General features: G+C 72.4%; 20 protein-coding genes and 2 tRNA genes. 10 read left to right on the plus strand and 12 right to left on the minus strand.

Going from position 1 to position 25,504, the window contains the following annotated elements; all coding sequences use genetic code 11:
• Nucleotides 1-144: 144 nt before the first annotated feature.
• The 6 genes from FGE12_RS16090 to FGE12_RS16115 form a co-directional block, all read right to left on the minus strand.
• Nucleotides 145-1,044 (minus strand): PD40 domain-containing protein, encoded by a 900-nt coding sequence (locus FGE12_RS16090; protein WP_153867386.1) that lies wholly within the window; start codon nucleotides 1,042-1,044, stop codon nucleotides 145-147.
• Between the two features lie 156 nt (nucleotides 1,045-1,200).
• Nucleotides 1,201-2,100: an alpha/beta hydrolase gene (locus FGE12_RS16095; RefSeq protein WP_194797932.1), complete on the minus strand. Its 900-nt coding sequence runs from the start codon at nucleotides 2,098-2,100 to the stop codon at nucleotides 1,201-1,203.
• Nucleotides 2,097-3,557 carry a flavin-containing monooxygenase gene (locus FGE12_RS16100; RefSeq protein WP_370459013.1) on the minus strand — a complete coding sequence of 487 codons (1,461 nt, stop codon included), beginning with the start codon at nucleotides 3,555-3,557 and terminating at the stop codon, nucleotides 2,097-2,099. The genes FGE12_RS16095 and FGE12_RS16100 overlap by 4 nt, the downstream gene beginning before the upstream one ends.
• 4 nt (nucleotides 3,558-3,561) lie before the next feature.
• Nucleotides 3,562-5,715, minus strand: a complete 2,154-nt coding sequence (locus FGE12_RS16105) for a 3-hydroxyacyl-CoA dehydrogenase NAD-binding domain-containing protein (RefSeq protein ID WP_153867387.1) — start codon at nucleotides 5,713-5,715, stop codon at nucleotides 3,562-3,564.
• A gap of 14 nt (nucleotides 5,716-5,729) precedes the next feature.
• Nucleotides 5,730-6,935: an acetyl-CoA C-acetyltransferase gene (locus FGE12_RS16110; protein ID WP_153867388.1), complete on the minus strand. Its 1,206-nt coding sequence runs from the start codon at nucleotides 6,933-6,935 to the stop codon at nucleotides 5,730-5,732.
• Between the two features lie 24 nt (nucleotides 6,936-6,959).
• Nucleotides 6,960-8,114: an acyl-CoA dehydrogenase family protein gene (locus tag FGE12_RS16115; protein WP_153867389.1), complete on the minus strand. Its 1,155-nt coding sequence runs from the start codon at nucleotides 8,112-8,114 to the stop codon at nucleotides 6,960-6,962.
• Between the two features lie 154 nt (nucleotides 8,115-8,268).
• Between FGE12_RS16115 and FGE12_RS16120 the strand changes: the two genes are divergently transcribed.
• Together FGE12_RS16120 and FGE12_RS16125 are read left to right on the plus strand one after the other, a co-directional pair.
• Nucleotides 8,269-8,904 carry a TetR/AcrR family transcriptional regulator gene (locus tag FGE12_RS16120; protein WP_153867390.1) on the plus strand — a complete coding sequence of 212 codons (636 nt, stop codon included), beginning with the start codon at nucleotides 8,269-8,271 and terminating at the stop codon, nucleotides 8,902-8,904.
• A 91-nt stretch (nucleotides 8,905-8,995) separates the two neighbouring features.
• The gene (locus FGE12_RS16125; protein WP_153867391.1) at nucleotides 8,996-10,597 is read left to right on the plus strand and encodes an ATP-binding protein; all 1,602 of its coding nucleotides are present in this window, start codon (nucleotides 8,996-8,998) and stop codon (nucleotides 10,595-10,597) included.
• Nucleotides 10,598-10,662: 65 nt separating this feature from the next.
• On the opposite strand, the gene FGE12_RS16130 is transcribed toward FGE12_RS16125, so the two are convergent.
• Nucleotides 10,663-11,163 carry a hypothetical protein gene (locus FGE12_RS16130; RefSeq protein WP_153867392.1) on the minus strand — a complete coding sequence of 167 codons (501 nt, stop codon included), beginning with the start codon at nucleotides 11,161-11,163 and terminating at the stop codon, nucleotides 10,663-10,665.
• A 215-nt stretch (nucleotides 11,164-11,378) separates the two neighbouring features.
• Between FGE12_RS16130 and FGE12_RS16135 the strand changes: the two genes are divergently transcribed.
• The 4 genes from FGE12_RS16135 to FGE12_RS16150 all read left to right on the plus strand — a co-directional run bounded on the left by FGE12_RS16135 (nucleotide 11,379) and on the right by FGE12_RS16150 (nucleotide 16,036).
• A complete protein-coding gene (locus FGE12_RS16135) occupies nucleotides 11,379-12,296 on the plus strand; it encodes an RluA family pseudouridine synthase (RefSeq protein ID WP_153867393.1) in 918 nt (305 codons plus the stop codon).
• A 4-nt stretch (nucleotides 12,297-12,300) separates the two neighbouring features.
• Nucleotides 12,301-13,875: an MBL fold metallo-hydrolase gene (locus FGE12_RS16140; protein ID WP_153867394.1), complete on the plus strand. Its 1,575-nt coding sequence runs from the start codon at nucleotides 12,301-12,303 to the stop codon at nucleotides 13,873-13,875.
• A 62-nt stretch (nucleotides 13,876-13,937) separates the two neighbouring features.
• Nucleotides 13,938-15,575 (plus strand): phosphoglucomutase (alpha-D-glucose-1,6-bisphosphate-dependent), encoded by a 1,638-nt coding sequence (gene pgm, locus FGE12_RS16145; RefSeq protein WP_194797933.1) that lies wholly within the window; start codon nucleotides 13,938-13,940, stop codon nucleotides 15,573-15,575.
• Between the two features lie 26 nt (nucleotides 15,576-15,601).
• Complete coding sequence (locus FGE12_RS16150; RefSeq protein WP_153867396.1) at nucleotides 15,602-16,036, plus strand: SgcJ/EcaC family oxidoreductase; 435 nt, start codon at nucleotides 15,602-15,604, stop codon at nucleotides 16,034-16,036.
• 11 nt (nucleotides 16,037-16,047) lie between these two features.
• Here the strand turns inward: FGE12_RS16150 and FGE12_RS16155 are convergent, their stop codons facing one another.
• Nucleotides 16,048-16,953, minus strand: coding sequence for a class I SAM-dependent methyltransferase (locus FGE12_RS16155; RefSeq protein ID WP_153867397.1), 906 nt, complete (start codon nucleotides 16,951-16,953; stop codon nucleotides 16,048-16,050).
• Nucleotides 16,954-17,096: 143 nt separating this feature from the next.
• Nucleotides 17,097-17,170: transfer RNA gene (locus FGE12_RS16160), tRNA-Met, on the minus strand.
• A gap of 127 nt (nucleotides 17,171-17,297) precedes the next feature.
• Here FGE12_RS16160 and FGE12_RS16165 point away from each other — a divergent pair.
• Nucleotides 17,298-18,347 (plus strand): oxidoreductase, encoded by a 1,050-nt coding sequence (locus FGE12_RS16165; protein WP_153867398.1) that lies wholly within the window; start codon nucleotides 17,298-17,300, stop codon nucleotides 18,345-18,347.
• A 57-nt stretch (nucleotides 18,348-18,404) separates the two neighbouring features.
• On the opposite strand, the gene FGE12_RS16170 is transcribed toward FGE12_RS16165, so the two are convergent.
• From FGE12_RS16170 to murJ, 3 genes are all read right to left on the minus strand, one after another.
• A tRNA-Met gene (locus FGE12_RS16170) sits at nucleotides 18,405-18,481 on the minus strand.
• 60 nt (nucleotides 18,482-18,541) lie between these two features.
• Nucleotides 18,542-20,518 carry a S1 RNA-binding domain-containing protein gene (locus tag FGE12_RS16175; protein WP_370459015.1) on the minus strand — a complete coding sequence of 659 codons (1,977 nt, stop codon included), beginning with the start codon at nucleotides 20,516-20,518 and terminating at the stop codon, nucleotides 18,542-18,544.
• A gap of 186 nt (nucleotides 20,519-20,704) precedes the next feature.
• A complete protein-coding gene (murJ, locus tag FGE12_RS16180; protein ID WP_370459016.1) occupies nucleotides 20,705-22,411 on the minus strand; it encodes a murein biosynthesis integral membrane protein MurJ in 1,707 nt (568 codons plus the stop codon).
• 119 nt (nucleotides 22,412-22,530) lie between these two features.
• Here murJ and FGE12_RS16185 point away from each other — a divergent pair, with 119 nt between their 5' ends.
• The 3 genes from FGE12_RS16185 to FGE12_RS16195 are packed head-to-tail and all read left to right on the plus strand — an operon-like array spanning nucleotide 22,531 to nucleotide 25,364.
• Nucleotides 22,531-22,983: a ferritin gene (locus FGE12_RS16185; RefSeq protein WP_228530853.1), complete on the plus strand. Its 453-nt coding sequence runs from the start codon at nucleotides 22,531-22,533 to the stop codon at nucleotides 22,981-22,983.
• Between the two features lie 30 nt (nucleotides 22,984-23,013).
• Nucleotides 23,014-23,883, plus strand: a complete 870-nt coding sequence (locus FGE12_RS16190; RefSeq protein WP_153867399.1) for a family 1 encapsulin nanocompartment shell protein — start codon at nucleotides 23,014-23,016, stop codon at nucleotides 23,881-23,883.
• Nucleotides 23,884-23,897: 14 nt separating this feature from the next.
• Nucleotides 23,898-25,364, plus strand: a complete 1,467-nt coding sequence (locus FGE12_RS16195) for a sigma-54 dependent transcriptional regulator (RefSeq protein WP_153867400.1) — start codon at nucleotides 23,898-23,900, stop codon at nucleotides 25,362-25,364.
• The last annotated feature ends 140 nt before the right edge of the window (nucleotides 25,365-25,504 follow it).

The raw sequence follows: 25,504 nt of genomic DNA on the forward strand, positions 1-25,504 counted from the left end.
GAGTTGCCCGAGCGCAGCTTCAGCACCCTCGACGAACTGCTCGCGGCGGTGCGGCGCGCACTGCGCCGCCACCACCTACGCCTGCGCTACCCTGGACAACATCCGTGTCCGGGCGCTTAGGCGCCCCGCCCCGCGCCCCCCTTCTCAGTCCCGCAGGAGGTACTGCAGGTCGAGGGTGAAGAAGGCCGGCGTCCAGTCCGGGTCCTCGATGAAGTTGCGCACGTAGACCAGGCGTCCCGCGTCCCAGAGGACGGTGGGGCTGTAGTCATCCGCGCCGGAGTTCACGCAGGGCCCGAGGTTGCGCGCGGGCTCGAAGTCACCGCGGCGCGCGTGGCTCGCGTACAGGTCGCCGTAGCCGTGCGAGTCGGGACGGCTCAGCGAGGTGAAGACGAGCGTGCGGCCGTCCGGAGAGATCTGCGGGTTGTACTCCCAGTAGTCCGGCGTGTTGACCCCACCGCCCACCTTCTCGGCCGGGCGGAAGTCTCCGTCCCAGCGGCGCTCCGCCCGGTAGATGTCCCACTGGTCGTTGTCGCGGTTGCTCGCGAAATAGAGCGTCCCGGCGCGATCGAAGCTCGAGGACAGCTCCATGCTCGGGCTGTTCACGTCCCCCTCCAGGTGCACGGGCTTCTCCCAGCCGCGCCGGCTGTAGCGCACCATCCACAGGTCGAAGTCCGCCTTCTCCTCGCCGGGATGCGTGGGACGCATCGAGTTGAAGTAGAGGGTCCCCCCATCCGGAGCGAAGGTCGGGTCCGTGTCCAGGTACGTGCCGCTGAACGGCAGCACCTCGGGCTCGCTCCAGGCGGCGCCGCGCCAGTACGAGATGTACAGGGTCAGCAGGAAGCCGTTGGCCGGGTCTTGGGCCGACCACACCGCGACCCGGCGGTCCTCCGAGAAGGTGATGTGCCCCGCATAGACGCCGGGGCGCGAGATCGTCCCGTCACCGAACTTCTCGATGGCCGGGCAGCCGCGGAGCGGTGCGGCGGCGTGGGCGGTGGCACAGAAGGCCAGTGAGGCGGCAGACAAGAGACCGAGGAAGCGAGGCATGGACCCCTCCGTTGACGTGGGACTGCGGGGCCACGGTCTCCCGGTTCGCGGCGTGCGCTCCACCGCCAAGGGATGAAGTTCCGGCGCGCTGGGACGAACGCACCTCCGCGCGGGACCAACGCCACGGCAGGGACTCGCTGCAACGACCTCGGGCGCTCAGCGCTGCGCGGCGCGGACGAACTCGGCCACGGCCTGCAGGGCCTCCCCAGAAGCGCGCAGCATTCCCGCGTGCAGCTGGAAGACGTGCCAGAGGCCTTCGTACACCTCCAGCCGGACGCTCACACCCGCTGCCTCGGCACGGGCGGCGAGCTGCTGCACCTGAGGAAGGAGCAGCTCGTCGGTGCCCACCTGCACCAGCAGCGGAGGCAGACCGCGCAGGTCCGCGAAGAGGGGCGAGGCCAGCGGGTGCGCTGCCGGCTGCCCCGCGAGGTACGCCGCCGCGGAGGCGCGGATCCACGCCGGGTCGAGCATCGCCTCGCCCGCGGGCGCGGCTGCGGGCAGGTGCGCGATCTCCAGATTCACCCACGGCGAGAAGAGGACGAGGCACTGCGGCAGGGACTCGCCCAGCTCGCGCAGTCGAAGCGCGGTCGCCAGCGCGAGCCCTCCGCCGGCGGAGTCCCCGGCGATGCAGAGCGGGCGCTGCGGAGCGCTCGCTCGCAGCACGCGGTACGCGGCAACAGCGTCCTCGAGTGCGGCGGGGAAGGGATGCTCGGGCGCGAGGCGGTAGTCCAGCGCGAGCACCTCCGCGTCGCAGCGCACCGCGAGCTGCGTGGTGATGGCGCGATGGGTGCGCGCGGCGCCGGAGACGTAGGCTCCGCCGTGCAGGTAGAGCAGCGAGCGCGCAGGGGGTCCCCGCGGCAGGACGCGCTCTCCCCTCTCCTCACGCAGGACGCGCGCGCCCGCAGCAGGCAGTGTGAGGCGGGCCATCGCCCCCATCCACCGGCGCTGCCACCGCACCGGCACGCGCGGATGCAGCGCCGGCCTGAGCAGGCCCCGGAGCAGTGTGCGCAGCACGCGCGCGAGCAGCCGCTGCGCGAGCCCCTCGGGCCCTTTCACGTGGCCTCGTAGTGCTCGAGCTTCGGCGCGCGCGTCTGCTGGCGGTAGCGGAAGGTGAAGCCGGGCCAGTTGTTGGTGTTCTTGCCCTCCGCCGTCTTGTACCAGCTCGTGCAGTCCGCGCCCCACACCGAGTGCGCGAGCCCCCGCTGCAGCCGCACGTTGAAGTCGCGCTGCACCTCGGGGCGCACGTCGAGCGAGCGCAGCCCGCGCTGCTGCAGCGCGCGGATGCAGCCGAGCACGTAGCGCACCTGGCTCTCCAGCATGAAGACGATGGAGTTGTGGCCGAGGTTGGTATTGGGCCCGTAGAGGAGGAAGAGATTCGGAAAGCCGGAGACGCTGATGCCCAGGTAGGCCTCGGCACCCTCGCGCCAGGCGGCGTTGAGCTCCTTCCCCTCCAGCCCGGTGATGCGCATGGGGGCGAGGAAGTCGGTCGCCTGGAAGCCGGTGCCGAAGATGAGCGCGTCCACGGTGCGCTCGCGCCCGTCCTCGGTGACGATGCCGTGCGCCGTCACCTCGCGGATGCCGTCCGTCACCAGCTCCACGTTGGGGCGGTTGAGCGCCGGGAGGTAGTCGTTGGTGAGCAGCACGCGCTTGCAGCCGATGGGGTCCGCGGGAGTGAGGGCCGCACGCAGCTGCGCGTCGGGGACCTCGCGCGCGAGGCGCTTGCGAAAGCCGCGCTCCAGCCACGCGCGCACCCAGCCCGGGCCCTGGAAGGCCACCACCCGCGACTCGTGGCTCCAGTACTGCGCCCAGCGGCTGAGCGCCTGCGCCCCCGGGACGCGCGCGTACAGGGCCCGCTCGGTGGCGGAGTAGGCGCGGTCCGGCTTGGGGATGACGTACGCGGGCGAGCGCTGGAACACGTGCAGCTGCGCCACGCGCGGGGCGATCTGCGGCACGAACTGAATGGCGCTCGCGCCGGTGCCGACGACCGCCACCCGCTTGCCCTCCAGCGGGTAGCTGTGATCCCACCGGGCCGAGTGGAAGCGCGTGCCCTCGAAACGCTCGAGCCCCGCGAGCCGCGGGTACGCGGGGCGGTTGAGCTGGCCGCACGCGGACACCAGCACCCGCGCCGCGAGCGTGCGCCCTCCCTGCAGCGAGAGGCGCCACAGGCCGGCCTCGGCGTCGAAGCTCGCTCCCGTCACCTCGGTGCGCAGGTGCACGTGACGCCGCACGCCGAATCGCTCCGCGCAGTCCCGCAGGTAGACGAGGATCTCCTCCTGCGGGGCATAGCGCCGCGACCACTCCGCCTTCGGCGCGAAGGAGAACGAGTACAGGTGCGAGGGCACGTCGCAGGCGGCGCCCGGGTACGTGTTGTCCCGCCAGCAGCCGCCGAGCGCCTCCTCCTTCTCGAGGACCACGAAGTCCTCGAGGCCCTCCTGGCGCAGGCGGATGGCCATGCAGAGGCCGCCGAAGCCGCTGCCGATGATGGCGACCTGTACCTGCTGCGGGAGCTCCACGGGCCTAGGCCGCGTCCTCGAAGCGGCCGCCGGTCTCCGCCTGCTTCACCACGATCGCCGCGGGCTCGAAGCGCGCCCCGTAGCGCCGCGCCAGCTCGCGCGAGCGCTCGACGAAGCGCTGGGCGCCTACGGAGTTGATGAACTGCAGCGCGCCGCCCTGGAAGGGCGCGAAGCCCCAACCGAAGATGGAGCCGATGTTGCCGTCCGCGACCGATCGCAGCACGCCCTCCTCGAGGCAGCGGGCCGCCTCGTTCGCCTGGGCGTACATCAGCCGGTCGATGAGCTCCGCCTGGGCGGGCTGCTGCGCTGCGGGCGGGAAGAGCCGGGTGAGCTCCGGCCAGAGAGCCTTCTCCTTGCCCTCGTAGTCGTAGAAGCCCTTCCCTGCCTTGCGGCCCACGCGCCCGTGGGTCGCGCCCACGGCGCGCAGCGGCCCCTCACCGGGGTGCTCCGGCGCGCGCTTGCCCTCGGCCTCGAGGTCCTTACGGGTCTGCTCGCCGATGTGCAGCGAGAGGCTGAGCGACACCTCGTCCTGCAGCGCGAGCGGCGGCATCGGCATGCCTGCCTTCAGCCCCGCCATCTCGATGGAACGCGGGTGCACGCCCTCGCCCAGCATCGCCATGCCCTCCATGAGGTAGGTGGCGAAGACGCGCGAGGTGTAGAAGCCGCGCGAGTCGTTCACGACGATGGGCGTCTTGCCGATCTGCAGCACGTAGTCGAAGCCGCGCGCGAGCGTGGCGTCGCTCGTGCGCTCGCCCATGATGATCTCCACCAACTGCATCTTGTCGACGGGCGAGAAGAAGTGCAGGCCGATGAAGCTCTCCGGACGGGCGCTCGCCTGCGCGAGGCCCGTGATGGGCAGCGTGGAGGTGTTCGACGCGTACACCGCGCCGGAGGGGATGACCGCCTCCGCCTTGCGGGTGCACTCCGCCTTGATGCTGCGGTCCTCGAACACCGCCTCGATGACCAGGTCGCAGCCCTCGAGGTCCTCGTAGCGCGTCGTCGTCTTGATGCGGGCGAGCAGCGCATCGCGCTTCGCCTCCGTGCTCTTGCCGCGGCTCACCGCCTTGTCGAGCAGGCCCTTCGAGTAGCCCTTGCCGCGCTCGGCGTTCTCGAGGCTGGTGTCGAGCAGCACCACGTCGATGCCCGCCTTCGCGCTCACGTACGCGATGCCCGCGCCCATCATGCCGGCGCCAAGGATGCCCACCTTGCGCACGGGGTTGACGGGCACATCCTTCGGGCGCGACTGGCCCTTCTTGAGGGCGTTGAGCTGGTACCACAGCGTGCCGATCATGTTGCGCGACTGCTGCGACATGACACAGGCGGCGAAGTAGCGGCTCTCCACCTTCAGCGCGTTGTCGATGTCCATCAGCCCGCCCTCGAAGACGCTCGAGAGGATGTGCGTGATGGCCGGGTAGTTGCCGTGGCTCTTGGCGTTCGCCACCGAGGGGGCAATGGCCCACAGCTGCGCGATCGCCGGGTGCTTCGAGTCCCCGCCGGGGAAGCGGAAGCCGGAGGTGTCCCAGGGCTGCTTGGGGCTGGGATTCGCCAGCGCCCACGCGCGCGCCTGGGCGATCAGCTCCTCACGCGTGGAGGCGAGGCCGTTCACCAGCCCCAGCTCCTTCGCCTTCTGCGCGGAGAGCTCGTCCCCCTGGGTGATGAGCTCGAGCGCCTTCTGGATGCCCACCATGCGCGGCAGGCGCTGGGTGCCGCCGCCGCCGGGCAGCAGGCCCAGCTTCACCTCGGGCAGGCCGAGCTTGAGCTTGGGGTCGTCCAGCGCGAAGCGCGCGTGGCAGGCGAGCGCGACCTCGAGGCCGCCGCCCAGCGCGGTGCCGTTGAGGGCCGCGACCACCGGCTTGCCGCTCTTCTCCAGGCGGCGCAGCAGCCCCTTGAGCTGCTCGCACAGCGCGAAGGCCTCCTCGGCGCTCTGGATGCGCGCGAGCTGGTCGATGTCCGCGCCCACGATGAACTGGGGCTTGGCGGAGGTGAGGACGAGGCCCTTGAGCTCCGCGTCCTTCTCCAGGCGCTCGACGAGCGCCGAGAGCGGCTCGAGCAGCGAGGGGTTGAGGACGTTCATTGCCCGGCCGGGCTGGTCGAAGGTGACCAGGCCCAGGCCCTGGGCATCCACGTCGATCGTCACGGCAGTCTGGGTGTGGCTCATGGTCGTTGTCCCCTTCAGACCCGCTCGATGATGGTGGCGATGCCCATGCCGCCGCCGACGCACAGCGTGGCGAGGCCGGTGCCCTGGCCGCTGCGCTCCAGCTCGTCCAGCAGCGTGCCGAGGATGATGGCGCCGGTGGCCCCGAGCGGGTGCCCCATGGCGATGGAGCCGCCGTTCACGTTCACCTTCTCCAGCGGCACGCCGAGGTCGCGCGCCGTCTTGAGGGGCACGGTCGCGAAGGCCTCGTTGATCTCGTACAGGTCGATGTCGCCCGGCGTCATCCCGAGCTTGCCCAGCGCCTTGCGGCAGGCGGGCGTGGGGCCGGTGAGCATGATGGTGGGCTCGGAGCCGGTGACGGCGCACATGCGCACGCGGGCCCGCGGCTTGAGGCCCGCGCGAGCGCCCGCGTCCTTGCTGCCGAGCAACACCAGCGCCGCCCCGTCCACGATGCCCGACGAGTTGCCCGCGTGGTGCACGTGCTGGATGCGCTCCACGGTCGTGTACTTGCCGAGCGCGGTGGCGTCGAAGCCCATCTGCCCCATCGCCTCGAAGGAGGGGCTGAGCTTCGCGAGCGACTGCACGCTGGTGCCCGGGCGGATGGTCTCGTCCTCGGAGAGCAGCGTCATGCCGTTGAGATCCTTCACCGGCACCACGGAGCTCTTGAACAGGCCCGCGGCGCGCGCGCGGGCGGCCCGCTCGTGCGAGCGCGCCGCGTACGCGTCCAGCTCCTCGCGGCCGAAGCCCTCGAGCGTGGCGATGAGGTCCGCGCTGATGCCCTGGGGAATGAAGCCGAGCGCAGTGTTCACGCGCGGGTCCATGGCCCACGCGCCGCCGTCCGAGCCCATGGGCCAGCGGCTCATCGACTCGACGCCGCCCGCGACGACGAGGCTCTCCATGCCGCTCGCCACCTTCGCTGCGGCGAGGTTCACGGCCTCGAGCCCCGAGGCGCAGAAGCGCGAGAGCGTCACGCCCGCCACCGACTCGTGCCAGCCCGCGTCCAGCACGGCGGTGCGCGCGATGTCCGCGCCCTGCTCGCCCACCGGCGTCACGCAGCCGAGCACCACGTCGTCCACCTGGGAGGTGTCCAACGCGTGGCGCTGCTGCAGCGCCTGCAGCAGCGTGCGCAGCAGCCACACCGGCGTCGCCTGGTGCAGGCTGCCGTCCTTCTTGCCCTTGCCGCGCGGAGTGCGCACGGCGTCGTAGATGTAGATGTCGTTCATATGGGGGCTCCGAGGGGGGTGCTGCTAGAGGAAGCGCGAGGCGAGCTCCTTCATGATCTCATTGGTCCCGCCGTAGATGCGCTGCACGCGCGCATCCGTCCACAGGCGGGCGATGAGGTACTCCTTCATGTAGCCGTAGCCGCCGAACAGCTGCAGGCACTCGTCGATGACCCGGAACTGCTGCTCGGTCACCCAGTACTTCACGAGCGCGGCCTGCTCCACGCCGAGCTGGCCCTGCAGGTGCGCCGCGATGGCGCCGTCCACCATCGCGCGCGCGGCCAGCACGGTGGCCTGGCACTCGGCGAGCTTGAAGCGCGTGTTCTGGAACGCGAACACCGGCTTGCCGAAGGCGGTGCGCTCCTTGGTGTAGGCCACCGTCTCCTGCACGGCGAGCTCCATCGCGGCGATGCCGGCGAGCGCGACGATGAGCCGCTCCTGCGGCAGCTGCTCCATCAGCTGCACGAAGCCCTGCCCTTCCTCGGCGCCGAGCAGGTGGGCCGCGGGGACGCGCACGTCCTCGAAGAACAGCTCCGCGGTGTCCTGAGACTCCATGCCGATCTTCTCGAGGTGGCGCCCGCGGCGGAAGCCCTCGGCCCCGTCCGTCTCCACCACCAGCAGCGAGATGCCATGCGCGCCCTGCGCCTTGTCCGTTTTGCACGCGACGATGACCAGGTTGCCCAGCTGCCCGTTGGTGATGAAGGTCTTCGCGCCGTTGAGCCGGTAGAAGTCGCCCTCGCGCAGCGCCGTCGTGCGGATGCCCTGCAGGTCCGAGCCCGTGCCCGGCTCGGTCATCGCGATGGCGCCCACCAGCTCGCCCGACGCGAGCTTGGGAAGCCAGCGCTTCTTCTGCGACTCGGTGCCGTAGTGCGAGATGTACGGCGCCACGATGCCCGAGTGCAGCGAGCCACCGAAGCCGCTGATGCCGGCGGCTCCTTGCGCGAGGATGAGCGCCGCCTCGTGGCCGAAGTCCCCGCCGCCCCCGCCGTACTCCGCCGCGGTGGACGCGCAGAGGAAGCCCTGCGCGCCCGCCTCGCGCCAGGCCTCGCGGTCCAGGCTCCCCTGTGCGCGCCAGGCCGCATCCCGCGGCGCCCACTGCTCCTTGAAGAAGCGCGTGGCCGTCTCGAGGATCATCCGGTGCTCGTCGGTCATCCAGCTGGAGGCGAAGCTGCTGATGGGCATGGGGCTCTCTTCGGTAATCTTGATTACCGCAGTGGCGGCGTGACGCAGCGCGATGTGCATGCTGGCGGGCGGCGCTCCCCGCGTCAAGCCGCGCTGCTCGCAATGGCACTCGGAGTCGGAATATGGTAATCCAGATTACCACCGGAAGACCCACATGCCCTCTCGCGCACACCGCCCCACTCCCCCGCCCGACCGCCGCGCCGCCCTGGCCGAGATGCGCCCGGACGCCCTGCGCCGCGTGGAAGAGGCGGTGCTCGCGCTGTTCTCGAGCCGCGACTTCCACGACGTGGGCCTGGTGGAGGTGGCGCGCGCGGCGAACGTGAGCCTGCAGACGCTCTACAAGTACTTCGGCGGCAAGGAGGAGCTGGTCTACGCGGTGCTGGACATCGCGCTGGGCCGCCTTGCCGAGCGCATGGTGGATCACCTGCAGGGCATCGACGAGCCGCGCGAGCGCCTGCGCAAGACCTGCTGGGTGACGCTGGACTTCATGGACAAGCACCCCGCCGCGATGATGCTCCTGTCCAACGCGGTGCCGGCCTCGCGCTACGGCAACATCCGCAGCTACGAGAGCCCGGAGCTGATGGGGGCGTTCCGCGGCGTGCTCGAGGACGGCCAGCGGCGCGGCGTGCTCAACGACCGGGTCTCGAGCAAGGTGCTGCTGGACGTGTTCATGGGGGTCATCGGCCGGGTGGTGTTGATGCACATCGTGCGGCGCGAGAAGCGCCCGCTCATCGAGCAGTTCGACGCGCTCTTCGACATCCTCTGGCGCGCGATGTCCCGGCCGGCGTGAGGCACGCGGGAGAACGACAGACCGCGCGCTGCGGGGTGGACTTCGCGGACGCGCTGACGCGAGAGTGGCCGCTCCGCACCGCGGAGCTCCCATGACGGTCGCCTCCGAGCACCAGGCCCTCGACGGCCTCCCCCTTCCGCTGCTGGTGGTGCGCACCGGGCGGGTCGTGCACGCCTCGCCGGCGCTGGAGGCGCTGGTGGGCATCTCGCGCGAGGAGCTGCTCGAGCTCACCGCCGGCGACCTCTTCGCGCGCTTCCTCCCGGCGGAGCGGGCCTGGCTCGAGCCGCGGCACGCCGCAAGCACCCGCGGCGAGCCCCTCCCGGACGACGTGTGGCTGAGCATCCGGGTGGCCGACGGGAGCGAGCGCTCGCTCTGGTGCCGCGCGCTGCCGGGACCGGGAACCGGTGAGCAGACCCTGCTCATCCTGGATGCCGAGCGCGAGGCGAGCGCAAGGCGGCTCACCGAGGCGCTTGCGACCACAGCCGGGCAGCTGATGCGCTGCCGCACGGAGGAGGCGGTGCTCGAGGCCGCAGTGGAGGTCATGCACCGCGAGGGCTTCCTCGCTGCCACCCTGCTGCTCGAGGGCGAGCTCCTGCACCACGGCCCCATGCGCCACGACCCGGAGATGGTGCGCCTGGGCGAGCGCTTCTACGGCCGGCCCATCCCCCAGGTCCCCTTCCCGCGCGCCTCGCTGCCCTACCTGGCGAAGGTGCTCGAGACGGGCAAGGCCTGCTACCACCAGGACTACTTGCGCGAGCTGGAGGGCTTCCACCCGCCGGAGCTCATCGCGCTCTTCCGCCAGAGCTACCCGAGCATCCGCGGGCTGAGCGCGCCCTTCTTCGTGGAGGGCCGCGTGCGCGGCGTCATCGCGGTGCAGAGCCAGGCGCTCACCCCGACGAGCGCCGCCACGCTGGGGCTCTTCGCGCAGCAGGTGGGCGCGGCCCTGGAGAACGTGCGCCACCACCGGGCAGCGGCCGCGCGCCTCGCAGAGCTGAACCAGCTGCAGCGTGACCTGGTGGACCGCGAGCGGCTCGCCTTGCTCGGCGAGGTGGGCGCGGTCGTGGCCCACGAGGTGCGCAACCCCCTGGGTGCCATCCTGAACGCGGCCGCCATCCTGCGCCGCGAGGCGCGCCCCGGCAGCGCCTCGGCGAGCGCGGTGCAGATGCTGGAGGAGGAGGCGCTGCGGCTGGAGGCCGTGGTGCGCGACCTGCTCGAGGTGGTGCGTCCGCTGGAGCCGCGGCTGCGCCCGCTGCCACTCGGCGAGCACGTGCGGCGCGCGCTCGAGGCCGCCGAGCAGCGCGGCGAGGCGGGCCCCGGCCGGCTCACCTACGGCGAGGAGCCGGGCCTGCCGCCCGTGTCGGCGGACCCGGCGCTGCTGGAGCTCGCGCTGGAGAACCTGCTGCGCAATTCCCTGCAGGCCTCGCCCGAAACGAGCCCGGTGGAGGTGCGGCTCGCGCGCGCGCCCGGCGGCGTGTGCCTGTCCGTGGAGGACCGTGGGCCCGAGGTGGCGGCGAGCGATGCGCTGCGCGCCTTCGAGCCCTTCTTCACCACCCGCGCCACCGGGACCGGGCTGGGGCTCGCGGTGGTGCGCCGGGTGGTGCTCGCCCAGGGCGGCAGCGTGCGCGCCGGCCCACGCGAGGGCGGCGGCGCGCGCTTCGAGCTCACCCTGCCGGCGGCGAGCGGCGAGACCTGAGGCGCCGGGCCCGCGCGCCGCGCGGGGCGTGGGCCGGAGTCTGGCGGGACGCCGGGGACGTCGCTTCAGCGGCGAGCCACAGGGGCCGAGCGCACGTCACGCCGGGCGAGCTCGATCAGCTCCGCGAGGAGGCCACTCTTGCGCGCGAGGCTCGCGCGGTCGGTGCGCCCCTCGAGCGGCCGCAGCTCGCTCGCAATGGCGCGCAGCCGCGTGAGCTCGCGCGACTCGCGGCGCACTTCGCCTGCGCCGCGGCGCCCCGTGCTCCAGGTGGCCTCGGACACCTCGCCCCGCGTCTCGCGCAGCTCGGAGTCCAGGTAGCGCGCCAGCTCGGCATCCACCGCACGCAGCTCACGGCGGTCCACGGTGCGCCGCGCACGCTCGAAGCGCGCCTTCAGGGCCCCGAGGTCGCTGCGCTCCCAGCGCTCCTCGCGGATCGTGTTGCGCTCCGCGACGACGGGGCTCGCGGCGTGGGCGCGCGCCTGCGGGGGCGGCGTCGAGGCCGCTGCGACACCGGAGACGACGGAGCTGAAGACGAGGGCTGCAACCATCAGGGACTTGCGCATCACGGGGCACCTCCTGGGCTTCGGGTGACGCAGGACCGGAAGAGCAAGCGCGGTGCCACCCGTGCTCTCGGGCACTTGCGGCCTCCGCTCCTCGACGGACTGCGGCTCCCGCAAGCGGGGCGCTGCGGATTCCGCAGTCGCACGGAGGCCCACACGCGGCGCCATGCCCATTGCACCGTGCCGGCGGATGCCGCTATGGGGTCGCAGCGAAGGCCCCGATGACGATCCGCAAGCTCACAGTCACCGCAGAGAACGCCGGCAAGCGCCTGGACCAGTTCCTGATGGTGGCGCTGCCGGGCACCGCGCTCGCCCGCGCGCGCGAGCTCATCACCCAGGGCCGCGTCCGCATCCGCGGCAAGCAGGTGAAGCCGCTGCGCCGCCTGTGGGACGGCGAGGAGGTGGAGGTGGACCTCCCCGCCCCCCGCGCCCTCTCGCAGCGCGCGGAGGGGCCGCGCCTGCCGCTGCTCTACGAGGCCCCCGCGCTCGTCATCGTGAACAAGCCCTCCGGCTATACGGTGGAGCCCGAGGGCAAGGCCCCCTCCGTGGTGACGCTGCTCGCGAGCCAGATGGGCGGCTTCGACGTGGGCGGCCAGGCGCTGCCGGGCGTCGCGCATCGGCTGGACCGGGAGACGACGGGCTGCCTCGCGCTCGCGCGCACGGATGCGGGCCTTGCGCAGCTGCAGGCGGCCTTCCAGGAGAAGCGCGTGGACAAGCGCTACCTCACGCTGGTGCTGGGCGCGCCGCCGGACTCCGCCCGCCTCGAGGGGCCCTACGCGCGCTCTCCGGACAACCCGCGCCTCTTCACCACCCGGGTGGAGTCCGCGCGCCGCGCGGCCCTCACCTACGAGGTGCGCGAGCGCTTCGCGGGCGCGGCCCTCGTGGAGGTGAACTTGGAGACGGGCCGCACGCACCAGATCCGCGTGCAGCTCTCCGAGGCCGGCTTCCCGGTGCTCGGAGATCCGCTCTACGGCCCGCTCGAGGCCCGCGCGCACCCGGCTGCCCAGGCCCTCGGCCGCCTCGCACTGCACGCGGCCCGCCTGCGCATCGAGGGCCTCAGCGCGAAGGGTCACATCGCCGTCGAGGCGTCCCTGCCCGAGGACTTCCAGCGCGCCCTCGCCGTGCTCCGCGCTCCCTAGCCCCATGCCCTCCTCACGCCCTCGCAGCCGCCCGCGCCTCACCCTCCACCGGGGCGTGAGCCTCGCGGTGCTCGCCTCCGCGCGCACCGAGGCGGAGCACCACGAGGACCTCGGCTGCAGCATCCAGGGCCCCACGGCCCGTCCGGTGCGCCGCGCGCACGCGGCCTTCAAGCGGGAGATCGCCCGGCTCGGGCCCGAGCGCGCCATCGCCCAGGCCCGCGAGCTCGTGCGGGCGCTCGAGGACAGCCCGCGCTACGCCGCGCTCTGCACGGACGGTCGCCGGCGCGCAGGCCGCCGCCCCCTGCGCCCCGAGGTGCTCTTTCCCGACGCCACCCAGCACCGCCCGCGCATCCTGCACCTGCGCCAGGGAGGCCTCGGGCTCGACGTGCCGGTCGCGCAGCGCGACTGGCCGCACGTGGCGGATCTCCTCTCCGGCCTCGCGCGGGGGCTGACGGACGCGGAGCTGCGCGCGCACGCGCAGCACCCCGCGCTGGACGCGCTGCTCGCGGACCTCTCCGAGGCCGGCTGGCTCGAGCGCCACGAGGGCGACGCGCAGCTGCCCACGCCGGGCGCCCTCTTCGTGGGCCACAACACCGTCCTGCTGGGAAGCCCGGGCGCGCGCATCCTCGTGGACCCCTACTTCCGGCCCGCGGACGTGCTCGACCTTCCCGGCTACCAGCCCGCGCAGCCGCGCGACCTGGGCCGCGTGGACGCGGTGCTCATCACCCACTCGCATGGGGACCACTTCCACCTGGGCTCGCTGCTGCAGCTGCCGCGCGACACGCGCATCCTCGTGCCCGCGGTGGAGCGCGAGAGCCTCTTCTCCACCGACTGCGCGCTGCGGCTGCAGCAGCTGGGCTTCACGCGCGTGGAGCCCCTGCGCTGGGGCGAGTCGCGGCAGGTGGGCGACAGCCTGGTGCGCGCCCTGCCCTTCCACGGCGAGCAGCCCACGGACGGCGAGGGGCTCTACCCGGGCCTCTTCAACGAGGGCAACGCCTGGCTCGTGCGCACGCCGGACTTCTCGGCGGCCTTCTACGCGGACGCGGGGCACGACGTGCGCGGAGACATGCGCGAGGTGTCCCGCCGCGTGCGCGAGGAGGCGCCCGTGGACGTGCTCTTCTGCGGCATCCGGGGCTTTCGCCTCAAGCCCCTGTTCTTCGGCTTCACCACGCTCGAGGCCTTCCTCGTCAACGTGCCCGCGGACGCGCTCACGCGGCCCCAGCAGCTCATGGCGGGGCCCGAGGAGGCGCTGCACTTCGGCGAGCTGCTCGGCGCGCGCTACGTGGTGCCCTGCGCGGACGGCGGCGCGCCCTGGTACTGGCGCGAGGGAATGGGCCCGCGCTACCCCGGCTACGCCGGCAGCCCCGTCGAGGGCGCGAGCCACCTCGACGAGAACCCCGACGCCGACCCCTTCCCCGAGCGCCTGCAGGACGTGGCGAAGGCGCGCGGGGCCGGCCCCCGCCCGCTCCTGCTCCGTCCCGGCGAGGCCTTCCGCTGGCGGGGGCGCAGCGCGCCAGAGCTCGTGCGCCAGCCACCGTTCGAGTGGCCGTACGAGTCGACTCCGGCCAGGCAAGCGTAGACGGCTGGACAGCTTCCTCACGGGACATGCCCAGGGCACGCGCGGCTCTCTATTTTCGCCCCGTGCCCCATCCACTCGCCGGACAGCCCGCCCCCCGCTCCCTCCTCATCGACCCCGAGGCGCTGCGCGCGCAGTACTACTCGGATGCCCCCGACGTCGCGGTCGCCGAGCAGCGCGTCAGCTTCGGCACCTCGGGCCACCGCGGCTCCGCCGCGCGCCGCAGCTTCAACGAGCCGCACATCCTCGCGGTGACGCAAGCGGTGTGCGAGTACCGCAAGCAGCAGGGCATCGACGGGCCGCTCTTCCTGGGCATGGACACGCACGCGCTCTCCGAGCCCGCGCAGCGCACCGCGCTCGAGGTCTTCGCCGCGCACGGCATCCAGGTGCGCTACGCCGAGCGCGCCACGCCCACGCCGGTCATCTCGCACGCCATCCTCACCTACAACCGCGGCCGCAGCGCGGGGCTCGCGGACGGTGTGGTCATCACGCCCTCGCACAACCCGCCGGAGGACGGTGGCATCAAGTACAACCCGCCCAACGGCGGCCCCGCGGACACGCGCATCACCGGATGGGTGGAGAAGCGCGCCAACGAGCTGCTCGCAGGCGGCAACGCCGGGGTGCAGCGCGTGCCCTACGAGCGGGCGCTGAAGACGGCGGGCGTGCAGCGCCACGACTTCATCGGGCCCTACGTCGCGGACCTCGCGAGCGTGGTGGACCTGGAGCTCATCCGCGGCGCGAAGCTCTCCATCGGCGCGGACCCGCTGGGTGGCTCGAACCTCGACTACTGGGAGCCGCTCGCGCAGCGCTACGGGCTGCACCTCAAGGTGGTGAACCCGCGGCTGGATCCCACCTTCGGGTTCATGCCGCTGGACCACGACGGGAAGATCCGCATGGACTGCTCGTCGCCCTACGCAATGGCGAACCTGGTCAAGCTCAAGGACGACTTCGACATCGCCTTCGGCAACGACGCGGACAGCGACCGGCACGGCATCGTCACCCGCTCGCAGGGGCTGATGAACCCGAACCACTACCTCGCGGTGGCCATCAGCTACCTCTTCCAGAACCGCCCCGGCTGGAGCCGCGAGGCCGCGGTGGGCAAGACGCTGGTGAGCAGCAGCCTCATCGACCGCGTGGCCGCGAGCCTCGGCCGGCGCGTGGTGGAGGTACCGGTGGGCTTCAAGTGGTTCGTGGACGGGCTGCTGGACGGCTCGCTCGGCTTCGGCGGCGAGGAGAGCGCAGGCGCGAGCTTCCTGCGCCGCGACGGCAGCGTGTGGAGCACGGACAAGGACGGCATCATCCTGGACCTGCTCGCAGTGGAGATCCTCGCGCGCACGGGCAAGGACCCGGGCGTGCACTACCAGGAGCTCGCGCAGCGCTTCGGCGCGCCGCACTACACGCGCATCGATCAGCCCGCCACGCCTGCGCAGAAGGCCGCGCTCAAGAAGCTCTCGCCCGAGGCCGTGCGCGCCACCACCCTCGCCGGCGAGCCCATCACCCAGCGGCTCACGCGCGCTCCGGGCAACGGCGCGGACATCGGCGGCCTCAAGGTGGTGAGCGAGAACGGCTGGTTCGCCGCGCGCCCCTCGGGCACCGAGGACGTCTACAAGATCTACGCGGAGAGCTTCCGCGGCGAGGCGCACCTCGACGCCGTGGTGCAGGAGGCCCGGCAGATCGTGAGCGAGGCCTTTGCCCGGGGCTGAAGGCCCCACCCAACGAAGGAGCGACCATGGCCGAGGCAAATGACGAGGCTGCGCTCCACGCGCTCATCGACGAGCGCGTGCGCGCCGTGCGGAAGAAGGACCTCGAGGGCGTCCTCGCCCAGTACGCCGCGGACGTCACCACCTTCGACCTGGTGCTCCCGCTCGAGAACAGCGGCGTGGACGCCGTGCGCCGCCGCCTCACCGAGTGGTTCGGCTCCTTCACCACGGACATCGGCTACGAGTTGAGGGACCTCCGGCTGCAGTGCGCGGGGGACCTCGCCTTCGATACCCACCTCACGCACGTGCACGGCACCCACCGCACGGGCCAGCGCATCGACATGTGGTTTCGCGAGACGGTGGGCTACCGCAAGCAGGGCGGCCGCTGGAGCGTCGTCCACCAGCACAGCTCGGTCCCCTTCGACATGACCAACGGCCAGGCGCGCATCGACCTGAAGCCCTGAGGGCAGACGGCTCAGGCGCGCGCGCTGCGCAGCACCATGACCTCGGAGTGCTCTCCGCGGAGCTCGGACAGCGCGAGCGCTCCGCCCTCGACCTCGCCGAGGAAGTGCTCGCCGAAGCCGTTGCGGGGCCCGGACGCGTACACCGTGATGTCCTTCTCGCACGCGAGCCTGCCCAGCGCCTGCGCGACGGCCTGCGCCACCTCGCCGTGGAACGGGTAGTACAGGTAGAAGATCGAGCCGCGCGAGAGGTCCACCTCGCGCACGTCCGCGTGCTCGAAGTGTGCGTTGCCCAGCCCCAGCTGCGCCGCGACGCTCCGTGCGGAGGCGACGTACGCGCCGCCGTACTCCACGCCGAGCACGCGCGTGACAGTGCTCGCAGCCACGGTGAGCGCCACCTTGCCCCCACCCGAGCCCAGATCGAACACCACGTCGTCGGCCGTGGGCTGCGTCACCGCGAGGAAGTCCGAGACGCGGCTCGCGCGCGACGACATGTTCGGCATGCCGAAGGCTGGGCGTTCCTCACCCAGCGTGTAGCGCGCGAGCTGGAAGAGCGCGTCCAGGTAGTCGTCCGCGGGCGTCCCGCCGCCCTCCGCATTCGGGATGAACCCGAGTGTCTCCCACCCCGCGCGAAAGAGCGCGGGGCCGAGCTCGCCGCGCCGCACGCAGCCGGCGAGCCGCCCGCCCTCCTGCGTCAGCGCATCGCGCACGTCATCCTCGCGCCGGACGAACGCCGCCCACACGGCCTCGGCCGCTGGGTGTGCGAGGACGTCCAGCGCGAGGAGCGCAGGCTCCACGTTCTCGCGAACGAACTGCAGGCGCTCGGCGAGGTGCCACAGCGCCCCCAGCTCGAGCGCGCTCAACTCCGAAGGCGCGAGGAGCGCGTGCACCCGCTCGATCCACCAAGGTCCGCGGGTCATGGCAGGGCACACTGAGCGCTGCGCACAGGGGTCCTCAAGGTCCGGTGTACGCCTGCGCAGCGAGCCCGTCGGCCCGGCGTGCGAGCGGGCTCCCGAAAGATCTCGGCCCGGTCCTCCAGAGAGGAAGACCGGGCCGAACCGAGTTGCGGGGGCAGGATTTGAACCTGCGACCTTCGGGTTATGAGCCCGACGAGCTACCAGGCTGCTCCACCCCGCGGCGCGGGAGATACAGGCCGCAGCGCGCCGGCGCAACCGCATTCGCACGCGCGCTGACGAATCTCCCGCGGCACGCGCTAGCGTGCGCAGCCCAGGGCCCCACGAGGGGGCGCCGAGGAGCGCAACCGATGACGACGTGGAGCTGGTGGCTCGCCGCGCTGATGGCGCTCGGGGCCGCGAAGGCAGGGGCGGAGGAGGACACGGCGTGGAGCGTTCAGCCCAGCGGCGTCACCGTGCGGCTGCGCGGAGTGAGCGCGGTGAGCGACCAGGTCGCCTGGGCGAGCGGCGACAAGGGCACCTTCCTGCGCACGGTGGACGGCGGAAAGACGTGGCACTCGGGCGTGGTCCCGGACGCCGAGGGGCTCGACTTCCGCGACGTGGACGCCTTCAGCGCGAGCACCGCGTACCTGCTGTCCATCGGGCCAGGCGCGGCGAGCCGCATCTACAAGACCACCGACGGCGGGGCGCACTGGACGCTGCAGTTCACCAACCCCCTGCCCACCGGCTTCTTCGACGCGATGGCCTTCTGGGACGAGCGCCACGGCGCCGCCTTCAGCGACCCGGTGGATGGCCGCTTCCGCGTGGCCGTCACCGAGGACGGTGGCACCACCTGGCGGCTGCTGCCTCCCGCGGCCCTGCCGCCCGCGCTGCCCGGTGAGGGTGGCTTCGCGGCGAGCGGCACCAGCCTCGCCGTCTACGGCAACACGCACGTGTGGTTCGGAACCGGTGGTCCCCAGGCCCGCGTCTTCCACTCCGCGGACCGCGGCCGCAGCTGGGGCGTGGTCACCACGCCGCTCGCCACGGGCGACGGCGCGGGCATCTTCTCGCTGAGCTTCTGGAACGAGCGCCAGGGCATCGCCGTGGGCGGCAACTACCACCGCGAGGCGGACCCTGCCGGCAACCTCGCCCTCACCCGCGACGGCGGCCGCACGTGGACGCGCATCTCGGGTGCAGGGCCCGCGGGCTACCGCTCCGCCGTCGCGCGGCTGCCGGGCGGACGCGGCCCGGTGCTCCTCGCCGTGGGCCCCAGCGGCGCGGACCTCTCCGAGGACGGGGGCCAGCGCTGGACGCCCTGGGGCCACACCGGCTTCCACGCGGTGAGCGCCGCGCCCTCAGGCGCCGCGTGGGCCGTGGGCGAGGGCGGCCGCGTCGCGCGGCTCGTGCGCCCCTCGCGCTAGGGCGAACCCCGAAAAGGCGAAGGCCCCGGTACCTTGCGGTATCCGGGGCCTTCTTCGTGGTTGCGGGGGCAGGATTTGAACCTGCGACCTTCGGGTTATGAGCCCGACGAGCTACCAGGCTGCTCCACCCCGCGGCGACGTGGGAGTGCTTCTACGCGCCTCCCACGGGAGCGTCAACAACTTTGACGCCCGCGCTACTTCTTAAACTTGGCGAAGAGGTCGGCCATCGTGCCGAAGCCCTTCGCGCCGCCGCCCTGGGGCTGGCTCTTCTTCCAGGCCTCCATGTCGGCGCGCTCCTCCGCCCGCTCGGCGGCCGTGACGCTGAGGCGCACCTTGCCGGCCGGGTCCACGTCGAGCACCGCGACCTTGAGCTCCTGGCCCATCTTGTAGTGCTTCTTCATGTCGGTGCCGCGCTCGGTACCGGTCTCGCTCGCGGGGAGCAGGCCCTTGCCGCCCGGGAACGAGAGGAAGACGCCGTAGGGCTCGATGCGGTCGATCTTGCCCACCACCACCTGGCCCACCTGCGGGCGAGGCGCCTGCTCGCGCGGCGCGGCAGCAGCCCCCGGAGCGGGACGCTCGGGCGCAGGCCCGGAGGCCTCCTCCTCGGTGATGCGGCGCAGGCCGATGCGCTTGTCCGCCGGGTCGATCTTCTCGACCGAGACCCAGATCTCCTCACCCTCCTGCACCGCGTCGCGCGGGTGCGCGATGCGCCGCTCGGAGAGCGCCGAGATGTGCACGAGGCCGTCCACGCCGGGGCGCAGCTGCACGAACGCGCCGAAGGGCTGCAGGCGCACCACCTTGCCCTTGAGCCGGTCGCCTTCGTGGATCTCCTGCAGCGCCGCCTTGAAGGGGTCCTCCTGGCGCGAGCGCATGGAGAGCGTGATGCGCTCCTTCTGCTTGCTCTTGTCCGGGGAGTTGGGCTGGCCCGCCTCCATGCGGAGGATCTCCACCTCCACCTCGTCGCCCACGTTGACCACCTCGGAGGGGTGACCGATGCGGGTGTGGCTCATCTCGGAGACGGGGATCATGCCCTCCACGCCGCCCAGGTCCACGAAGGCGCCGAAGTCGCGCACGCCGGTGACCTTGCCCTTGACGACCTTGCCCACGTCCAGCGTCTTGCGCGTCTGCGCGGCGAGCGCCTTCTGCTCCTCCTCGAGGAGCGCGCGGCGGCTGAGCACCACGTTCTTCTCGCGCACCTCCGTCACGCGGAACTTGAGCTTCTCGCCCACGAACTGGTCCGGCTTCTCCACGAAGCGCAGGTCGATCTGGCTCACGGGGCAGAAGGCGCGCACGTCGCCGATCGCCACCTCGAGGCCGCCCTTGTTCACGCTGAGCACCAGGCCCTCCACGGGCATGCCCGAGGCGCGCGCCTCGGCGAGCATGGCCATGGACGCGCTGCCCTTGGTGAGGGTGCGGGTGAGCACGATGCCGCGCGCGCCCGTCTCCACCACGTGGGCCTCGAGCGTGTCGCCCACGCCGTAGCGCAGGATGCCCTCGTCGTCCTTGAGCTCGCGCAGCTCGATCTGCGCCTCGCTCTTGCCACCGCCCAGGCTCACGAACGCGGTGTCCGCGCCGAGCTGGAAGATGGTGCCCGTGACCTTCTCACCCACGCGCACGGAGCGACGCGCCGGGAGGCCGCCCTCCTTCGCGGAGCTCTCGAACATCTCGGCGAAGCTCTCCGTCTCCGGCACCTCCTCGAAGAGGGGGCTCGGCTTGGGCGGAGGGGCCGGCGCGCGGCGCGGCGCGGGGGCCTCGGCCTGCGCAGGCTGCGGGGTCTCGCCCTGCGCCTCCACCGGGGCCTCGCTGCCGCCCTCGGCAGCCGGGGTGACACTCTCGCCCGGGGCGCGCGTCTCCACGGCGCCCGAGGCGCGCTTGATCACCACCATGGGGCCCTGGCCGCGCTTCTCACTGCCGCCCTGGCGCGCTCCACCCTCGCGGGGCTTGCGCTCCTCGCGCGGGGGCCGGGGCTCACCGCCCTGCCCGCCTGCCTGCCCCTCGGGACGCGCCGAGCGCCCCTCGGGCTTGCCGCCGCGTCCACCGCGCTCCTCGCGCTCGCCGCCGCGGCCCGCCGGGATGCCCAGCATCACGTCGCCGAAGGTGGCCTTCGGCTTCTTGGGACCAAACCCACCTGCACCGCCGCCGGAACCGGAACCGCTCTTCTCGTCGCTCACTGCGAGGACCTTCCTGAACGCGTTTCGGCGAGGCGGCCACGCTGGCAACCCCACCATGGGAAAAAGGCGGCGCACTCTATACGCACACCTCGGACGGACGGAAGCGGGTTCGGGCACACCTCGCCCGGGAGCCCACCGGGAACCCTCTGGCAACGCCGGGCCGGCTGCCCGGCTTCCCCGGGACGCCTACGAGCGGCGCAGGCGGCGGGTGAAGCGGCCGAGCATCGCCCGGGACTCGGGAATACCCAGCGCCGCGGTGAGCGCGAAGTACGCGGCGCCGAAGGTCCCCAGCACGAGCACGGCCGTGATCAGCGGGTGCAGGTGGGGGGGAGCGAGCAGGCCGCCGTGCCACTCGCGAAGCACCGCCGGGTCCAGCCCCCGCCAGCGCGTGAGCAGCATCTTCAGTCCCAGGCCGAGCAGCCCGGCCCCCACCGCGGCGGCCCAGAGCCGCTGCGAATAGCCCGCCTCGAAGCCGATCCGCCCGATGCGCCGCGACAGCCCACGGCGCAGAAGCAGGAACTCCACCCAGCCCGCGAGCCCCGTGGTCGCGAGGATGAGGGCCCCGCCCAGCTCCCGTGGCAGCCCCAGCCACGCCGGCACGTAGAGCCCGAACACCCACGCACTCGCGATCGTGATCGCCACGCGCAACGTCGCTGTGTAGAGCGGCGTCCGGGTGTCCCTGAGCGCGTAGTACGCCGAGGACTGCAGCCGCCCCAGAGTGGACGCGAGCAGCCCGAAGGCCGAGCCCACCAGCAGGTACCAGACGTAGCGCGTGTCGTGCGCGTCGAAGCGCCCCGTCTGGAACAGCGCCCCGGCCACCACGTCTCCCACGAAGACGAAGGCCGCCACCGAGGGCACCACCAGGAAGGCGATGCGCCGCATGCCCGCGTTGATGCGGGCCTGGAACTTGTGGGCCACCTCACCCTGCTCGCCCGTGGTGCGCGAGAGCTCGGGCAGCTCGGCCGCGGACACCGCCATCCCGAACAGGCTCACCGGAAGCAGGGAGAGGATCTGCGCGTAGCCCATGCTGGACACGGCGCGCGCCGAGATCTCGGTCGCGATGGCCGTGTCCACGAAGGCGCTCAGCTGCACCACCCCGCGCCCCACCAGCACCGGGCCGAAGCTGCGCAGCACCTGGCGCACGCTCGCCCGCGCGAGGTCCAGCGAGGGGCGAAAGCGCCCCAGCAGGCTGAGCACCCGCGGCAGCTGCACGCCGAACTGCAAGAGGCTCCCCACCACGCTCGCCCACGCCACGGCGATGGCGAGCCGCTCCGGTTCCAGCCGCCCGCCCAGCGCGAGCAGCGCCACGATCATCGCGAGGCTCCACAGCACCCCGGACGCGTACGAGAGGAAGAAGCGGCGGTGGCTGTTGAGGATGCCGAGGCACCACGCCGCGAGCACCATCATCCCCACCATCGGGAAGAGGATGCGCACCAGGCGGATGGTGAGCGCGCGCACCTCGCCCTCGAAGCCCGGCGCCACCACGTCGATGAAGGCGGGCGTGAAGAGCACCCCGAGCGCCACCATCACGCCCATGGCGAGCGCGAGCAGGCCGAACACCGCGCCCGCCACCCGGTCCGCCTCCTCGCGGTCCTCCTTGGAGAGCAGCTGCGCGTAGACCGGGATGAAGGACGCGGAGAGCACGCCCTCGCCGAACAGGTTCTGCAGGAAGTTGGGGATGCGGATCGCCGCGCGGAACGCGCCCGCCACCAGGCCGTTGCCCAGGTAGTGCGCGAGCGCGCGCTCGCGCACCAGGCCCATCACGCGCGAGGCCATGATGCCCGCGGCCACCAGCAGGGCGCCGCGGCCGGCAGGCGGCGTGGTGCGCGCGGGCGCGGAGGGAGGGGACGAAGCGGTCGAGGGGCGCTGGGGCTCGGAGGGCGAAGTGCTCACGGGAGCGCGGACTGTACGCACACGAACGCGGCCGCCAGAAGCGCGAAGCTCGCCGCCGGTCATCTGCCGGCTCTTTCCCTTGACGGGCGAGGCTTCGCGCAGTGAAGGTCAGGAGCGCCATGGCCGCCTCCTCCGACATGCCCGTGCTCGGCGAGCTGCTCCCCGGCGAGCTGCTGGAAGACATCGCGCGGGTGCGCCGGGTGCTGGCGCGGGAGCTGGAGACCATCAACGAGTACGAGGCCTTCGCCGCGCGCTCGAGCAGCCCCGAGGTGCGCGCCTTCTTCAGCCACCTCGCCCAGGAAGAGAAGGAGCACGTGGCCGAGGCCACCGCCATGCTCCGCCGCCTGGACGCCGGCCAGGAAGCGCACTTCGCCCGGGGCCTTGCTCCCGGCCACTTCGAGGGGGCCCCCTCCCCTGCCGCCCCGGCCCCTGCGCCCGACACCGGCCTGGAGGGCTCGCGCGTGGCGCTGCAGCCGCAGCGCGTGGTGTACGGGCTCGCCGCCCCTCCTGCCGCCCGCGCGGCGCCGCTCACCGTGGGCTCGCTCAAGCCGCCGCGCGGCGGCAGCCGCTGACCCGCCTTTCCCGCCTGAAGGAGCACGCCGATGCCTGACTTCCTGGGACACGCCGAGAACCCGCTGCGCGAGGAGGAGTGGGCGCGCCTCAACGAGACCGTCATCCAGGTGGCCCGCCGCTCGCTCGTGGGGCGCCGCATCCTGGACATCTACGGCCCGCTGGGCGCCGGGGTGCAGACGGTGCCTCACGACGAGTACCAGGGCGTCTCCCCGGGCGCGGTGGACATCGTGGGCGAGCAGGAGACGGCGCCGGTGTTCACGGACGTGCGGCGCTTCAAGACCATCCCGCTCATCTACAAGGACTTCCTGCTGCACTGGCGCGACATCGAGGCGGCGCGCACGCACAACATGCCGCTGGACGTCTCGGCCGCCGCGGGCGCCGCCGCCTTCTGCGCGCAGCAGGAGGACGAGCTCATCTTCTACGGCGACCCCAAGCTGGGCCACGAGGGGCTGATGAACGCGGCCGGGCGGCTCACGGCGACGCTCGGGGACTGGAGCCAGCCGGGCAACGCGTACCTCTCCATCGTGGAGGCCACGCGCCAGCTCAACGAGCACGGCCACTACGGGCCCTACGCCGTCGTCGTCAGCCCCCGCCTCTACTCGCTCATGCACCGCATCTACGAGAAGACGGGCGTGCTGGAGATCGAGACCATCCGCCAGCTCGCGGCGGACGGCGTGTACCAGTCCAACCGCCTGCGCGGCGATGCGGGCGTGGTGGTTTCCACGGGCCGTGAGAACATGGACCTGGCCGTGTCCATGGACATGGTGGCGGCGTACCTCGGTGCCGCCCAGATGAACCACCCCTTCCGCGTGCTCGAGGCGCTCATCCTGCGCATCAAGCACCCGGACTCCATCTGCACCCTCGAGCCGGCAGCAGCGGCGCCCGCGGCGCTGCGCTAGGAGCGGTGACGTACATGGCGAAGGTCCTGGTCGTCGACGACGAGACGAACCTGCGCAAGGTGCTGGCCACCATGCTGCGCAGGGACGGCTACGACGTGACCGTGGCGCAGGACGGCGAGCAGGCACTCGCCGAGTTCCAGAAGAGCGGCGCGGACATCGTCGTCACCGACCTGGTGATGCCCAAGCTGGGCGGCCTCGAGCTGCTCAAGGCGGTGAACGCCGCCAACTCGGACGTGCCGGTGATCATCATCACCGCGCACGGCACGGTGGACTCGGCCGTCGAGGCGATCAAGCTGGGTGCCTTCGACTACATCACCAAGCCCTTCGACCAGTCGGAGCTCTCGGCGGTCATCGCCAAGGCGGCCAAGGCGCACGCCATCGCCCAGCGCTCGGTGCGCGCGGACGCCCGGGCGCGCGCGGCGATCATCGGCGACTCGCCGCAGATGCAGGAGGTCTACAAGATCATCGACAAGGTGGCGGACACGCCCTCCACCGTCCTGCTCACCGGCGAGAGCGGCACCGGCAAGGAGCTGGTGGCCACGGCGCTGCACGGCGCGAGCGGCCGGCGCGACAAGCCCTTCATCAAGATCAACTGCGCCGCCATCCCCGCCACCCTGCTGGAGAGCGAGCTGTTCGGCTACGAGCGCGGCGCCTTCACCGGCGCGGTGACGAGCAAGCCCGGCCGCTTCGAGCTCGCGGACGGCGGCACCCTTTTCCTCGACGAGATCGGCGAGATCCCGGTGGAGATGCAGGTGAAGCTGCTGCGCGCGCTGCAGGAGAGCGAGTTCGAGCGCGTGGGCGGCATCAAGACCACCCGCGTGGACGTGCGGCTCGTCGCGGCGACGAACCGCGACCTGCAGCAGGAGATCGAGGCGGGGCGCTTCCGCAAGGACCTGTACTACCGGCTCGCGGTGGTGCCCATCGCGCTGCCGGCGCTGCGCGAGCGCCGCAGCGACGTGCCCATGCTCGCGCGCCACTTCCTCGAGAAGTACAACCGCAAGCTCAACAAGCGCATCGAGGGGCTCGACGACGACGCGCTCGCCGCGCTGCAGGCCTACCCCTGGCCGGGCAACATCCGCGAGCTCGAGAACCTGATGGAGCGCGTGCTGCTCTTCGCGGACGGCCCCCTCATCACGCTCAAGGATCTCCCCGAGCAGGTGCGCCACGGCGCTGCTCTCGCCACCGCCCAGTCCGCCGCCCCCTCCCAGGCCCTGGCGCTCCCCCTCCTGCACACCGGGGAGGCAGGCGGCGAGGGCAGCCTCGAAGGAAGCCTGGAGGGCGGCCTCAAGGACATCATCCGGATGAAGGCCGCGGAGCTCGAGCGGGACCTCATCGCGCGCGCCCTGGATGAGACGGGCGGCAACGTCACCCGGGCTGCAAAATTGCTGCAGATCAGTCGCAAGAGCCTGCAGACGAAGATGAAGGAGTTCGGCCTGCGCGACAGCGCGCCGGGCGCCTCCGACGACGGCGCTGACGAGTAGCTCCGCGAAGGGTAAAGACGGCGAAATATCCGGCGCGCGCCAGAGGTTCGGCCCGCGCCAGTTTTTCACCTCTGCCCCCTCGGGAGCTATGCATGCGGCCGTCTCTTCCCACCCTCGGCGCCCCCCCCAAGAAGAGTCCC

This window comes from Aggregicoccus sp. 17bor-14 (genome assembly GCF_009659535.1).
GTDB lineage: Bacteria > Myxococcota > Myxococcia > Myxococcales > Myxococcaceae > Aggregicoccus.